Raw genomic sequence first — 13,894 nt, 5'->3', positions numbered from 1 at the left:
AAGCTCGCTGAAGCCGGCTCAGCAAGGCAGGCTGGGCCGCGCATGCTGCGCGGCCCAGCCTGCGGCTTGTTAGCTTGTTAGTCGTCCACGGCCGCTTCAGGGGCCTGCGGCGCAGCCTCGCCCTCGTCGCCAGCCTTGCGGCGGCGCTGGGGCGCGCGGCGCGGAGCCGTACCCGCAGCCCGGGGCTTGCGGGCACGAGGCGCTGCCGCCTCAGCGGTTTCCGGTGCCTCGGTCCGGTTCTCGGGCGTCTCGACCGGGGCTGCGTCCTCGTCGCCGCGGGCCTCGGGCAGAGCCGACAGGGGCGCCTGCAGGAACTCGGGGAAACCGGGCTGCTCGCAGACGGCAGTGTCCCTCTCCTGGCCTGCATCGGCCAAGGGCTCGACCGACGCGGGCGCGACGGCCGGAGCTTCGGAGGGGGTGGCCTCGGGGGTCACGGACTCGGGGGCAACCACGCGCTCCTCGGCGCGGCTGTCCTCGCGCTCTTCGCGCCGCTCGGAGCGGCCTTCGCGGTCCTCGCGCCGGTTCTGGCGGTCGTCGCGGCGGTTCTGACGGTTGTCGTTCTGGCGGCCTTCGTTCCGATCATCGCGGCGGCCGTCGTTCCGGCCCTCGCCACGGGGCTCGTTCCGGCTGTCGCCCCGCGCCTCGCCGCGGTTCTCGCCCCGGTCGTCGAGGCGCTCGCCCTGCTGGTGGCCGCCGTTATAGGGGTGGCCGTTGCGCTCCTCGCGCCCCTCGAAGCCGGGCTGCTGGCCACCGAACTGGGCCTGCCGCTCGGCCTGCTCGCGCTGCGCTTCGCCCAGCATCCGGGTGTAATGCTCGGCGTGCTGAAGGAAGCTCTGCTCGGCCACGCGGTCGCCTGAAAGCTGCGCGTCACGGGCAAGGGCCAGGTATTTCTCGATGATCTGCTGGGGCGTGCCGCGGACCTTGCCCTCGGGCCCCGAGCTGTCGAAGACGCGGTTGACGACGTTGCCAAGCGACCGCGGATTGTTGCGGGACTTGTTGCGCGAACGGGACTTGGAAGATCTCATCGTGCCAATGTTCATGGTCCGGCGCGAAGGGCGCCTGGATGCGGTTGGGGTCGCCATCCTGCGGCAAGAGCCGGGCAGTTCGCCCGGCGATTCGCGGAACGCTCCGGCAACGGTGTGTGCGGATGACCCGTGCGGGGCGTCATGCCCCTGTCACGCAGCCTGCTAACCATGCAGGCCCCGCCAAGGCAAGCGGAATCGGCATGTCTTCAATACAGATTGAACAAAGATTGCCCAATCATGCTTCCCGCCGAGCCAGAACCACCCGATCGCGGCCATCGAGGTCGCGGCGGATCGCGATGTCCTGCATCTCCTCCCGCGCGAAAAGCGCCGACACCGCTGCGCCCTGCGTCGGCCCGATCTCGACCGCCAGCCACCCGCCGGGCGTCAGATGCGTGACTGCGCCTGCGGCGATGGCGCGATAGGCGCCAAGGCCGTCGCCTTCGTCGGTCAGCGCGGCGCGGGGCTCCCAGTCGCGCACCTCGGGAGACAGGCCCGCCATTTCCTCAACCGCGATATAGGGCGGGTTCGAGACGATCAGGTCGAAGCGATCCGCGACGGCGGAAAACCAGTCCGAGTGCCGGAAGTCCGCAGTTACCCCCAGCGCGGCGGCGTTCCCGCGCGCCACCTCGAGCGCGGCGTCAGACAGATCGACGCCCAGGCCCCGGGTGCCCGGCCGCTCGGCCAGCAGCGACAGAAGGATTGCGCCCGTCCCGGTGCCGAGATCGAGGAGCGAGGCCCAGGGCAGTTCAAGCGCGGAGGCGACCAGCGTTTCCGTTTCGGGACGCGGGTCCAGCGTATCACGGGTGACGCGGAAGCGGTGCTTCCAGAACTCGCGGAAGCCGATGATCTGGCTGACGGGCTGCCGGTCAAGCCGTGCCTCCACCGCAGCCTGGAAGCGGGCGGCGGTTTCAGGCGGCAGGGGCTGGCTCAGCGCGTCGCGCAGGGCATGGCGCGGGACATCCAGCGCATGGGCCATCAGCGCCAGCGCGTCGCCCGCCGCATTGTCGATCCCTGCCCTGACCAGCCGGGCGGTCGCTTCGGCCAGTGCCGCGCGGCCCTTGCTCACCCTTCTGCCTCGGCCAAGCGGGCGGCCTGGTCATGGGCGGTCAGGGCGTCGATGATCTCGGTCAGGTCGCCCCCCATCACCCGGTCCAGCGCGTAAAGCGTCAGGTTGATCCGGTGGTCCGTCACGCGGCCCTGAGGGAAATTGTAGGTGCGGATGCGTTCGCTGCGGTCGCCCGAGCCCACCTGCGACTTGCGGTCGGCGGCGCGTTCCGCATCGGCGCGGCTCCGCTCCATGTCGTAAAGCCGCGCCCGCAGCACGGCCATCGCGTTGGCGCGGTTCTGGTGCTGCGACTTCTCGGAACTCGTCACCACGATCCCGGTGGGCAGGTGGGTGATCCGCACGGCCGAATCCGTCGTGTTGACGTGCTGCCCGCCCGCGCCCGACGAGCGCATCGTGTCGATGCGGATGTCGGCGGCGGGGATGTCGATGTCCACCTCCTCGGCCTCGGGCAGCACCGCCACGGTCGCGGCCGAGGTGTGGATGCGCCCGCCCGATTCCGTTTCCGGCACCCGCTGGACCCGGTGGACGCCGGATTCGTATTTCAGCCGGGCGAAGACGCCTTCCCCGGCGATATGGGCGACGGCCTCCTTGACCCCGCCCAACTCGGATTCGGCCAGGTCCAGCAGGCGGAAGTCCCAGCCCTGCGCCTCCGCATGGCGCTGGTACATCCGCAGCAGGTCGCCCGCGAACAGCGCGGCCTCGTCGCCCCCGGTGCCGGGGCGGATCTCCAGAATCGCGGGACGGGCGTCGGCGGCGTCCTTCGGCAGCAGTGCAAGGCGCAGCGCCTGTTCCAGTTCGGGCAGGCGGGCGCGCATGCGGGAAATCTCGTCCTCGGCCAACTCGCGCATGTCGGGGTCGGCCAGCATCGCCTGCGCCTCGGCCAGCCCGGCCTGGGCCGCGCGCCATTCCATGATCTGCGCCACCACCGGGCCAAGCTCGGAATACTCGCGGCTCACGCGCGCAATCTCGTCGGGCGCGGGACCCGCGTTCAGCCGCGCCTCGAGAAAGTCGAAGCGCTGCACGATCTGGTCGAGGCGGTCGGCAGGCAGCATATCCGCGCCATAGACCCCGCGCGGCTGCGCGGCAAGGCCGGTGAAAAAGGGGAAAGGTTTGATCTGCATCAGGGAACTGTCGCGCGTGGAGGGCGATAGTTCCTGCGACGCGCGTGATCTGCATCAAGCGAAGGAAGCCATGATGACCTACCGCCCCCTTATGTATCTCACCACGGCGCTTGTGCTGCTGGCACCGACCGCCTTCGCGCAGACGGCCGACGAACCCGTGGTCGAACAGGCGCAGGGCGTGCAGGACCTGCCCGCAACCGACCCGGCCAGGGAAGCGACGGCCGACGGCGACGCCAGCCCGGCCGGAACCTCGGCCGAGGACCTGGCGGCGGAAACCGCCGTCGAGCCTCAGGCCGACGGTGCCGCGGCGGATCCGAATGCAACCCCGCAGGCCGCCACCGAGGGCGCGAGCGCCTCGCCCGATGCCGCATTGCGGACGGAAGCGGCCGAACTTTTCGAGGTGATCCCGCGCGCGGCCGAGCCGCCGAGCGGCCGTCCCGTGACCCGCGCCAAGGTGGACCTGGGTGCCATGCTGTTCTTCGATCCGCGCATGTCGGTGTCGGGCGTCTTTTCCTGCCAGTCCTGCCACAACATCGGCATGGGCGGGACCGACGCGCTGGAAACCTCGATCGGCCATGGCTGGCAGCAGGGTCCGCGCAACTCGCCCACCATGCTGAACGCAGTGTTCAACGCGGCCCAGTTCTGGGACGGCCGTGCCGACGACCTGGCCGAGCAGGCCAAGGGCCCGGTCCAGGCGGGCGTCGAGATGAACAACACGCCCGAAAACCTGATCGGGACGATCCAGTCCATGCCCGGCTATGTCGAGGCCTTCGAGGCCGCCTTCCCCGGCGAGGAGAACCCGATCACCTTTGACAACTTCGCCCTGGCGGTCGAGGCCTTCGAGACGACGCTCGTCACCCCCAACTCGCGCTTCGACCAGTGGCTGATGGGCATGGACGGCGCCATGACCGATCAGGAAAAGCGCGGGCTGCGGGCCTATATCGACGCGGGCTGCTCGGCCTGCCACGCGGGCGTGAACTTCGGCGGCCAGGAATATTATCCCTTCGGCCTGGTCGAGGCGCCCGACGCCGAGGTGCGCCCGGAAGGCGACGTCGGCCGCTATGCCGTGACCGAAACCGCCGAGGACCAGTATGTCTTCCGCGCGGCGCCCTTGCGCAACGTGGCCCTGACCGCGCCCTATTTCCATTCGGGCAAGGTCTGGAGCCTCGAGGAAGCGGTCAAGATCATGGCGAACGCGCAACTCGGGACCGAACTGGCCGAGGAGCAGGCCCAGGACATCACCGCCTTCCTCGGCACGCTGACGGGCGAGCAGCCGCAGATCGTCCATCCGACCCTGCCGGTCCGCACCGACGAGACGCCGATGCCGGCGCCGATCGACGCGCCCCCCAGCACGGGCGCCGCGGCGAACTGAGCCCCGCCCCTGAGGATGATCGGGGCCGCCCTGCGGGGCGGCCCCTTTGCATGCCGGGCTCCGGTCGGATCAGCCCTTGATCGCCTCGACCGAGATCCGGATCTCCATCTCGTCGGACACGGCGGGCGCCAGCATCCCGAGGTTGAAGTCGCTGCGCTTGATCTCGCCCTCGGCCACGAAGCCCACGGCGGGCTTCTGCGTCATCGGATGCGCCGCCGCCTTGCGAAGATCGACCTCCAGCGTGACCGGCTTGGTCACGCCGTTCAGCGTCAGGTCGCCCGTGACCCTGGCCTCGTCCTCCTCCTCGACCTCGACGCTGGTCGAGCGGAACGTGACCTGCGTGTCGGGAGAAGCGCCCTTCAGCATCTGGTCGCCATAGATGTGCTGGTCCAGGTCCGCGTCGATGGTGCTGATCGACGACAGCGGGAAGCTGGCCTCGACGGCCGAGTTCCCGGGGTTCGCGGCATCCAGCGTGATCGAGCCGGTGACGCCGTTGATCATGCCGTGGCTGATCGAGAAGCCCAGGTGGTCATACGAGAACACGATCTGGCTGTGGCCGGGATCGATCACGTAGGTGCCGCTGAGATCGCCGCCTTCGGCCGGGGCAGCCGCACCGGCTGCGGCCTGCGCGGCGGGCTCGGGCGCCGCGGGCGCCTGCTGCGCGTCGGGCGCGGTCTGCGCCGCCGCGGGCGCCGCCAGCAGGGCGGACAGGGCGAGGAAAGAGAGGGTCCGGCTCATGAAGGCTCCTTTCACGATGATGGGTCAGTGATGGTTTGTCCGGTGAACCTGCAAAAGCAACGGCCGTTCCGCCCGCTGATGCCGATGTGATTGCGGGGCGAATCCGCTTGCACGAGGGCGCTTTTCCCCTATAAGGCCCCATTCTCTTCCGCAGTTTTGCGAAACCGGCGCAGCCTCTCGTGGCGGGGCGCGGAAGGGACTGACCCGCCTATGAAGCGCGCCCGAGACGAAAAGGGACTGCCATGCCGCTTTACGAGCATGTGCTGATCGCCCGCCAGGACCTGTCGAACGCGCAGGCCGAAGGGCTGATCGAACATTTCTCGACCGTGCTGGCCGACAACGGCGGAACGGTCAAGGAAAGCGAATACTGGGGCGTGCGCACGCTCGCCTACAAGATCAACAAGAACCGCAAGGGCCATTATGCCTTCCTGCGCACCGACGCGCCCTCGGCCGCCGTGCAGGAAATGGAGCGTCTGGCCCGCCTGCATGACGACGTGATGCGTGTCCTGACCGTCCGTGTGGACGCCCACCAGGAAGGCCCCTCGGTCCAGATGCAGCGCCGCGACGACCGCGACCGCGGCGATCGTGGTGATCGTGGCGACCGCCGCGACGGCGAGCGTGGCGAGCGCCGCGATGGTGACCGCCGCGATGGCGACCGGGGTGGCGAGCGCCGCTTCGGCGACCGTGCCGAAACCCGCGGCGACGACCGTGGCGACCGCGAGCAGCGCGCGCCCCGCGCCGACCGTTTCTGATCGTAAAGGAGCGACATCATGGCGACCAAACCGTTTTTCCGCCGCCGCAAGGTCGATCCGTTCGGGGGCGACAACGCGCCCGCGATCGACTACAAGGACACCCGCCTGCTGCAGCGCTACATCAGCGAACGCGGCAAGATCGTGCCGTCGCGGATCACCGCCGTTTCGGCCAAGAACCAGCGCAAGCTGGCGCAGGCGATCAAGCGCGCGCGCTTCCTAGCGCTGCTGCCCTACGCCGTGAAGTGAGGAACTGACGATGCAAGTCATTCTGCTGGAACGCGTGGCCAAGCTGGGCCAGATGGGCGAGGTGGTGAAGGTCAAGGAAGGCTTCGCCCGCAACTATCTGCTGCCGCAGGGCAAGGCGATGCGCGCCTCCGACGCCAACATCGCCGCCTTCGAGGCGAAGAAGGCCGATCTGGCCGCCCGCAACGACGAGACCCGGACCGAGGCGCAGCGCCTGGCCGAGACGCTGGACGGGGCGACCTTTGTCATCATCCGCTCGGCCTCGGACGCCGGTGCGCTGTATGGCTCGGTCACGCCCCGCGACATCGCGGAGGCCGCCGTTGCCGACGGCTTCCCCGTCGAGCGCCGCCAGGTCGTTCTGACCACTCCGATCAAGGATCTGGGCCTGCACGAGGTGACGGTCCACCTGCATCCCGAGGTCGAGGCGCAGATCACGCTGAACGTCGCCCGCTCGCCCGAAGAGGCCGAGCTGCAGGCGTCGGGCCGTTCGATCCAGGACCTGGCCGCCGAGGAAGATGCCGCCGCCGAATTCGAGATCGCCGAACTGTTCGACGACATCGGCTCGGCCGGCCGCGACGAGGACGAGGGCGGCCGCGCCTGAGCGCAGCCCCTTTCATCGTGAACCCATCGAAACCGCGCCGCATCCCGGCGCGGTTTTTTCATGCCTGCCTTGCCCCTGCCCCGGCCCGCGGGAACATCCCTGCCGCGCCGTGGGTTGATCCGCCAAACCAGATCCTCGCGGAGGCCGCCATGAGCACCCACCCCACCATCCTGGGCGAAATGGTCAAGCAGCAGGCGCTTGACGACGACGAGAAGACCTCGCTGGACGTTGAACCGGACCTCGGGGTGCCCGGCGAAGGCCTTGATCGGGACGCCTCCTCGACCTCGCAGCCCGCCTCGGCCGAGGCCGACCGCAAGCCCGGCGAGCGCCGGCAGCGCATCCAGTCCGAGTGAGGGCATGCCGCGTGCCGCTGCGGGAACGATCCCGCCCGCGCGCGTGTTGGTCGTGCAATCCACCGAATTGCCGGAAACGTGGCAGCAGCAAGGAAAAACCGTCATGGCCGACACCGATCACCTGCCCTCGAACAGCTACATTCCCGAAAGCGGCGGGCTGGGCCGCCCGGTTGATCGCCGTCAGGAAACCTACCGGCCCTCGGGCCATGCCTCGCGTCCGATCCCGCCGCACGGGGATGTCTCGCCCGATGGCCGGCGAGCCTGGCCCCAGCCTTCGATGACCTCGCGCGTGCTGGTCTATGGCGGCATGGGGATCGCCGCGGCGGCGGCCACGGCGGGGGCCATCCTTGCGGTGCGGAAGGTGGCCGACCTTGTGACCGGCAACGACGAACTGGACCGCGACGCCGACCGCGCGGCCGAACAGGCCCGCGTGCGCGTCTATGACGAGGCGCACGGCCGCTATGCCGCGCCGCGAATGGCCGCGATGCCGGAACATGAGCGCGAGGCCATGCGGGCCCGCGCCCGTGCCCGGATGCGCCAGGACGATGCCGAGCGCGACCGGCTGCGCGCCGACGCCCAGTCGGGCCGCGGCGAGGACCGCAAGCCGCGCCGCCCGCGTGACGAGGGCAAGCGCCGCCCGCAGGCCGCGCGCGGCTTCCAGCCGATGGGCTTCATCGATGACGTGGAACAGACCGCCCAGCGCCTGACCCGGACGGTGAACGAGGTCGCGGGCAGCATCAGCGCGGCCGTGGCCGCCTTCCGCTCGGTCGCGTCGCAGGCGCAGGACGTCCTGCATGAATTCGGTGATACCGCCAACCAGGTCCGCAGCTTCCTGGGCACGGGGGATGCAGCTCAGGGCGGCCGCAGCGGCTCCCGCCGCGACCCTTATCGCCGCCCCTCGCGCAGCGACGTCGTCGATCTGCGCGATCCGGCCGACAGCGTTGCGGGCGGCTCGGGCGCGCCCTCGGGCGATGCCGATGGCGGGCGCACCCACCGGCTTTGACGGCGGCGCCACGAGGGCCGCGCGGGCGCGCGCCCTTCCCCGATCCGGCCGCGCCCCATCTGGCGCGGCCTTTTCCGACCAGAGGCTGACATGACCAATCCGAAACCCGACGTCTTCGAGGCCTTGTTCGATCCGCTTCCCGAGGGTTGGCGGGAACGCAAGGGCCTGCCGCCGGAACCCGGCAAGGACCACAGGACACCTGCCGAGCAGCCCGAGGGGCGCGAATCTGCCGCCTCGACCGCAAAGACCGCCGAGGCGAATGCCGCGCCGCCTCCCCGCAGGCCCGGTGCCCCGGAAAGCCCGTGGCAGCTCAGCGGCCATAGCTGGCTCGAGGTCGCCAAGCGCGTCGTCAAGGAATTCACCGCCGACCGCGTGACCTCGGTCGCGGGCGGCGTCACCTTCTTCGCGCTGCTGGCGCTGTTCCCGGCGATCACCGCGCTGGTGTCGATCTACGGCATGGTGGCGGACCCCGCGACCATCGCGGATCACCTGTCGCTGCTGGAAAACCTTCTGCCGCAAAGCGCGCTTGAACTGATCTCGGGACAGGTCATCGCCATCGCGTCGGCGCCCAAGACCTCGTTGTCGATCGCGGGGATCGTGGCGATCCTTGTCGCGCTGTGGTCGGCGAACGGCGGCATGAAGGCGCTGATCGAGGCGCTGAACATCGCCTGGTTCGAGACCGAGAAGCGCGGCTTCATCAAGCTGAACCTCGTCTCGCTGGCGATGACGCTGGGGGCCATCATCGGCGTGATCCTGATGATCGGCCTGGTCGCCATCCTGCCGGTCCTGCTGAACACGCTCCTTGCCGGCAGCGGCTTCGAGACCTGGCTGAACTGGCTGCGCTGGCCGATCCTGGCCGGGATGCTGATTCTGGGACTTGCGGTGATCTACCGCTTCGGCCCCAGCAAGGAAGACGCGGCCTGGCAGTGGATTTCCCCTGGCGCGCTGCTGGCGACCCTGGGGCTGCTGGTCGCCTCCATCCTGTTTTCCTGGTATGCGGCGAATTTCGCCAATTACAACGAAACCTACGGTTCTCTGGGGGCTGCTGTCGCCACGATGATGTGGCTGTGGATCGCGGCCATCGTCGTGCTGATGGGCGCCGAGGTGAATTCCGAGGTCGAGCGGCAGATCAAGATCGAGAACGGCGTTCCGCCCAAGTCGCGCGAGGACCTGGACCGCGCATGAAGAAGGCCGCCCCGAGGGGCGGCCCTTTTTCGATCCACCGGAAAGGGATCAGACTTCGTCCAGCGACTCGAGCGCCTTTTCCAGTTCTTCCTTGGACACGGCGCGCTCGGTGACCTTGGCGCCCGAGATGATGTGATCCACCACCTTGTCCTCGAAGATCGGGGCGCGCAGCTGCTGCTGGGCGGCCTCGTTCTGCTGGATGAACTCGAAGAAGGCGCGTTCCTGGCCGGGGAAGTTCCGGGCCTGGCGCATGACGGCCTGCGTCATCTCCTGGTCGGAGACGCTGATCTCGGCCTTCTGCCCGACATCGGCCAGCAGCAGGCCCAGGCGGACGCGGCGCTCGGCCAGCTTCCTGTGCTCGTCGGTGGGCTCGATCGAGCCGTGATTGTGGCCGTGCTCCTCGGGGTGCTCCTCGTGCCACAGCTGGTGCGCGATCTGCGCGGCCTCGGCATCGACCAGCGACTGCGGCAGGTCGAAGCTGACCAGCTCGTCCAGGCGGTCGAGCAGCTGGCGCTTGACCAGCGCGCGGCTGGCGCCCTGGTATTCGGCGGCCAGGCGCTCGCGGATCTGGGACTTCAGCGCCTCGAGATCGTCGGCACCAAAGCGCTTGGCCAGCTCGTCGTCGATCTCGGCGGCCTTGGGCGACTTCACGGCATGGACGGTGGTCTCGAAGACCGCGTCCTTGCCCTTGAGATGGGGCGCGCCGTAGTCCTCGGGGAAGGTGACATTGACGTTCACCTTGTCGCCGGCCTTGGCGCCGACCAGCTGTTCCTCGAAGCCGGGGATGAAGGACCCCGAGCCCAGCACCAGCGGATAGCCCTCGGCGGTGCCGCCCTCGAAGGCCTCGCCGTCCACCATGCCCTTGAAGTCGATGGTGACCTGGTCGCCCGACTGGGCGGCCTCGCCCTCGGCCCGGTCCTCGAAGCTTTGTGCGTTCTTGGCCAGGTTCTCCAGCGCCTCGGTCACGGCCGAGTCCTCGGGCTGGACGGTCAGACGCTCAAGCTCGACCGCCGACAGGTCGGCTTCCGGGATCTCGGGCAGCAGTTCATAGGAGACGTTGACGACGACATCATCGCCTTCCTTCCAGTTCTCGCCGTTCTCCATCTCGATCTTCGGCTGCATGGCGGGACGGACATTGCTTTCCTGCATGTGCTTGCCGATGGCGTCGTCGATGGACTTCTGCATGGCGTCGCCCATGACGCGCTGGCCATAGGTCTTCTTCAGAAGGGCCATGGGCACCTTGCCCTTGCGGAAGCCCTTCATCTCGATGTTCGGCTGCGCCTCGGCCAGCTGGCGATCGACCTCGGCGGCCAGATCGGCGGCGGGCAGCGTGAACTGGTAGCCGCGCTTGAGGCCTTCGTTCAGGGTTTCCGTGACCTGCATGGGGGTTCCTTCTGTCATGTCGTCAGGGGCCGCGGCAGGGGCGGCCGTGCAGTTTGACCGCCCTTCTAGGGACCGCAGGCCCCGCGCGCAAGCGGAACGGGGCCTTTCGCAGGCAGTTGAAGGCACACTGCAGACGTCGCGCAAGACTCCGATACAGCATAGCGCATCCAGTCGACTCGCCTCTTGCGTGCATGGACAAATTCACTAAATCACGCGCGAGCATCTGGATGAGCGCATGAAGATCGTTGGTATTTGCCGCTTCTCCCTTGTGGGCAGGGGAGATTGGAGGGAAACGCGCAAGAGGTCCTTGGCAGAAGTCAGGGCGATGGCATCCGATCGTGCGTCCATGCTGTTCGCACCCGAACGGATGGAGGCGCGCCTTGCAACTTTCGAACACCTGACGCTTGCTTCGCTACAGGCGCAGACCGACCCCGACTTTACCTTCCTTGTCCTTGCGTCCGACCTGATGCCGCAGGACTACAAGGACAGGCTGCAGGCGCTTTGCGCTCAACTTCCCCAGGTCGTGCTGCGGTATTTTCCCGTCACGCCTGTTCCCGCCGCCCAGAAATCCGCGTTCAACGAACTCGGCATCGTGTTCGCCGACACGCTGCAGTTCAGGCTCGATGACGACGATTGCATCTGCGCTGACTATATCGAGGTCATGCGTCGGCACACGCGGGGCCTGATGAACGCGCCTGATCCTTTTGTTGCAAGTCTGACAGGCGTGATGCTGTCGTCCCTGACGGGGCCGCTCGCGGGCGTTTATGACTGGCCAGTGCCCTATTACAGCGCAGGAGCGGCCATGCGCCATCCGACCGACGGCATCTACCAGCGCGGCCACTTCGGCATGTCCCGCTGGTTCCTGAGCCTGACGATCCCACGCGGCATGGCACTGGTGACGCATAACTCGACCAACGACACCACGCTTCCGGCCCCCGGTCAGATCGAGCGCGGCGAGATGTCGCGGATGACCCCCGAGCAGGTCGAAAAAGCTCAGGAGCGATACTTCCCCTTCCTGACCGAAACGGGAAAGCGGATCGCCGGCCTCACGGAAGCAGCCGCCCCGGTGGCCTGAGGCCTTTTCCTGCCGTGGTGCGGGTGGAGGGACTTGAACCCCCACGCCTTGCGGCGCCAGAACCTAAATCTGGTGCGTCTGCCAATTTCGCCACACCCGCATCGCCCGAAGCGGACCGGCAGGCCCGCGCGAACCGGGTCCTCTTAGCAAAGCCCTTCCGCGCGCGCGAGGGGGAATCTACAGCCCCAGATCGCGGAAGACGCCGGGCAGCTGCTCGGGCAGATCGTCGGCGATCAGGCCGGGTCCGAAGCGGCGCGCGGCGGCGGCGTGCAGGAAGGCCCCCGTGGCGACGGCCTCCAAGGGCGGGAGGCCCCGCGCCAGCAGCCCGGCGATGATCCCGGCCAGCACGTCGCCCGCGCCCGCCGTGGCAAGCCAGGGCACGTCAAAGGCCGAATGGATGCGGGCCTGCCCGTCCGGGGCGGCGATCACCGTGTCGGGACCCTTCAGCAGCACGACGGCCCCGCTGCGGGCAGCCGCCTCGCGCGCGGCGTCGAGCCGGGAGTAGAGCGGCCCGCGCATGTCGGCCAAGGCCTGCCGCCAGGTTTGCAGCGCAACGGTCTGGGCGCTTTCCTGCGCGGGCGACCGGGGCCGGGGCGTATCCAGCCGGGCGGCGAGATCAGGGAACAGGCGGCGAAACTCGCCCATGTGAGGGGTCAGGACGCAGCCTCCGTGCAGGCCCTCGAAAATCGCGGGGTGTCCCGCGAGCGCAGTCAGGGCATCCGCATCCAGCACCGCCGGGCGGCGCGAGGCGAGCAGCGGCTCCAGCAGGGCGGCGGCGCGCTCGGTCCCGCAGCCGGGGCCGAGGCAGACCGCCCGCAGACGATCATCGCCCAACAGCCGCGACAATGCAGCGGCATCGTCCACGGCGCGGCGCATCAGCGCGTCGGGCGGACCGGAATGTTCGGCCATCGCGTCGGCGGGCGGCGCAAGCGTCACCAGCCCAGCCCCGACCCGCAGGGCCGCGCGCGCGGACAACCGTGCCGCGCCGCCCTGCCCTGCCGTCCCCGCCACGATCAGGGCGTGACCGTGATCGAACTTGTGGGACCCGGCCCGCTTGCCCAGCAGAGGCTGGCCGCGGTCCTGCTGCAGGTGCCGGGGCGGGTCCATGACGGCCAGCGTGCGCTCGGACCATATCTGCCCCTCGGCATCCCGGAAGGAGGTCGTCTTCAGGCCGATGTCGGCAACGACCAGCTCGCCGCCGAGAACAGGCCCCAGTTCAAGAAGATGTCCGACCTTGGGCGCATGGAAGGTGACGGTCAGGGCGGCGCGTGGAAGGTTTCCCCCGGGATCGCCGCGTTCGCCGCCCAGCCATGCGCCGCTGTCAAGGCACAGCCCGCTGACCGCATCGACCGCGACAATGGGTGGCGGCGTGACGGCACGGGCGGGCGTCCAGCCGCCCATCCACCGGCTGACCAGCGCCATCTCGCGGTCCAGCGGCCGGGTCATCCCCGTGCCGAAGATCGCGTCCACGACCAGGTCACTAAGGTCACTTCCCAAGGCGGCGGCGGTCAGCGGCTCGATCCCGCCCATCTCGGCCCAGCGCCGCTTCATGGCAGCCGCATCCGGGCCTGGGGTGTTGTCCATCCCCAGCACCCGCACCCGCCAGCCCGCCTGCGCCAGCTGCCGCGCCACTACATAGCCGTCGCCGCCGTTGTTGCCCGGCCCGCAAAGGACCGTCACCCGCCCGGCCTTGGGCCAGCGCAGGCGGATGGCGCCGGCAACGGCCGTCCCTGCCCGCTCCATCAGCTCCAGCCCCATAACGGCGCCGCTGGCCATGGCCGCCGTTTCCAGTGCGCGCATCTCGGCCGTGGTCAGGACCTCGGTCCACCCCATTCGCAGATTGCCTGTTTCTTGTGCAGCCTGCCGCATCTCAAGGCGCCTTTCAGGAGTTGTGTGCCGCGGCAGGTCAGGGACACCCCCCGCGCATTTACGCCCTGCATCAAACCCGCCACTCACGTCTCAAGGCAAGCCGGACAG

At 69.0% G+C, this 13,894-nt stretch carries 14 protein-coding genes and 1 tRNA gene; 8 read left to right on the top strand and 7 right to left on the bottom strand.

Annotated elements, in window-relative coordinates; translation table 11 throughout:
- Positions 1-77 precede the first annotated feature (77 nt).
- From BLQ03_RS02545 to prfA, 3 genes are all read right to left on the bottom strand, one after another.
- On the bottom strand, positions 78-1,025 hold the full coding sequence (locus tag BLQ03_RS02545; protein ID WP_090752994.1) for a DUF4167 domain-containing protein: 948 nt from the start codon (positions 1,023-1,025) through the stop codon (positions 78-80).
- A gap of 235 nt (positions 1,026-1,260) precedes the next feature.
- Positions 1,261-2,091 (bottom strand): peptide chain release factor N(5)-glutamine methyltransferase, encoded by an 831-nt coding sequence (gene prmC / locus BLQ03_RS02540; RefSeq protein WP_090752379.1) that lies wholly within the window; start codon positions 2,089-2,091, stop codon positions 1,261-1,263.
- Positions 2,088-3,143, bottom strand: a complete 1,056-nt coding sequence (gene prfA / locus BLQ03_RS02535; RefSeq protein ID WP_090752991.1) for a peptide chain release factor 1 — start codon at positions 3,141-3,143, stop codon at positions 2,088-2,090. The genes prmC and prfA overlap by 4 nt, the downstream gene beginning before the upstream one ends.
- 139 nt (positions 3,144-3,282) lie before the next feature.
- On the opposite strand from prfA, the gene BLQ03_RS02530 reads away from it, so the two are divergent.
- Positions 3,283-4,584, top strand: coding sequence for a cytochrome-c peroxidase (locus tag BLQ03_RS02530; RefSeq protein ID WP_342672001.1), 1,302 nt, complete (start codon positions 3,283-3,285; stop codon positions 4,582-4,584).
- A 69-nt stretch (positions 4,585-4,653) separates the two neighbouring features.
- Here the strand turns inward: BLQ03_RS02530 and BLQ03_RS02525 are convergent, their stop codons facing one another.
- Complete coding sequence (locus BLQ03_RS02525) at positions 4,654-5,322, bottom strand: YceI family protein (protein WP_090752376.1); 669 nt, start codon at positions 5,320-5,322, stop codon at positions 4,654-4,656.
- A gap of 242 nt (positions 5,323-5,564) precedes the next feature.
- On the opposite strand from BLQ03_RS02525, the gene rpsF reads away from it, so the two are divergent.
- The 6 genes from rpsF (at position 5,565) to BLQ03_RS02495 (ending at position 9,459) form a co-directional block, all read left to right on the top strand.
- Entirely contained in the window at positions 5,565-6,074 is a 510-nt protein-coding gene (gene rpsF, locus BLQ03_RS02520) for a 30S ribosomal protein S6 (RefSeq protein WP_090752373.1), read from the top strand.
- A gap of 18 nt (positions 6,075-6,092) precedes the next feature.
- Positions 6,093-6,320, top strand: a complete 228-nt coding sequence (gene rpsR, locus BLQ03_RS02515; RefSeq protein ID WP_073060981.1) for a 30S ribosomal protein S18 — start codon at positions 6,093-6,095, stop codon at positions 6,318-6,320.
- 10 nt (positions 6,321-6,330) lie between these two features.
- Positions 6,331-6,918 carry a 50S ribosomal protein L9 gene (gene rplI / locus BLQ03_RS02510; RefSeq protein ID WP_090752371.1) on the top strand — a complete coding sequence of 196 codons (588 nt, stop codon included), beginning with the start codon at positions 6,331-6,333 and terminating at the stop codon, positions 6,916-6,918.
- A gap of 149 nt (positions 6,919-7,067) precedes the next feature.
- The gene (locus BLQ03_RS02505; RefSeq protein WP_090752369.1) at positions 7,068-7,271 is read left to right on the top strand and encodes a hypothetical protein; all 204 of its coding nucleotides are present in this window, start codon (positions 7,068-7,070) and stop codon (positions 7,269-7,271) included.
- 103 nt (positions 7,272-7,374) lie between these two features.
- Positions 7,375-8,274: a hypothetical protein gene (locus BLQ03_RS02500; RefSeq protein ID WP_090752367.1), complete on the top strand. Its 900-nt coding sequence runs from the start codon at positions 7,375-7,377 to the stop codon at positions 8,272-8,274.
- A 90-nt stretch (positions 8,275-8,364) separates the two neighbouring features.
- Complete coding sequence (locus tag BLQ03_RS02495; RefSeq protein WP_090752365.1) at positions 8,365-9,459, top strand: YihY/virulence factor BrkB family protein; 1,095 nt, start codon at positions 8,365-8,367, stop codon at positions 9,457-9,459.
- Between the two features lie 48 nt (positions 9,460-9,507).
- Here BLQ03_RS02495 and tig read toward each other — a convergent pair whose 3' ends face one another.
- A complete protein-coding gene (gene tig / locus BLQ03_RS02490; protein WP_090752363.1) occupies positions 9,508-10,842 on the bottom strand; it encodes a trigger factor in 1,335 nt (444 codons plus the stop codon).
- A 235-nt stretch (positions 10,843-11,077) separates the two neighbouring features.
- Between tig and BLQ03_RS02485 the strand changes: the two genes are divergently transcribed.
- Positions 11,078-11,917, top strand: coding sequence for a glycosyltransferase (locus BLQ03_RS02485; protein ID WP_090752361.1), 840 nt, complete (start codon positions 11,078-11,080; stop codon positions 11,915-11,917).
- Between the two features lie 15 nt (positions 11,918-11,932).
- On the opposite strand, the gene BLQ03_RS02480 is transcribed toward BLQ03_RS02485, so the two are convergent.
- Positions 11,933-12,017, bottom strand: a tRNA-Leu gene (locus BLQ03_RS02480).
- Between the two features lie 77 nt (positions 12,018-12,094).
- On the bottom strand, positions 12,095-13,750 hold the full coding sequence (locus tag BLQ03_RS02475; RefSeq protein WP_090752359.1) for an NAD(P)H-hydrate dehydratase: 1,656 nt from the start codon (positions 13,748-13,750) through the stop codon (positions 12,095-12,097).
- Positions 13,751-13,894: the final 144 nt, after the last annotated feature.

Source organism: Paracoccus chinensis (genome assembly GCF_900102885.1).
Lineage (GTDB): Bacteria > Pseudomonadota > Alphaproteobacteria > Rhodobacterales > Rhodobacteraceae > Paracoccus > Paracoccus chinensis.
Note: the sequence above shows the minus strand (reverse complement) of the source record. Positions and strands in the feature narration are given on the sequence as shown.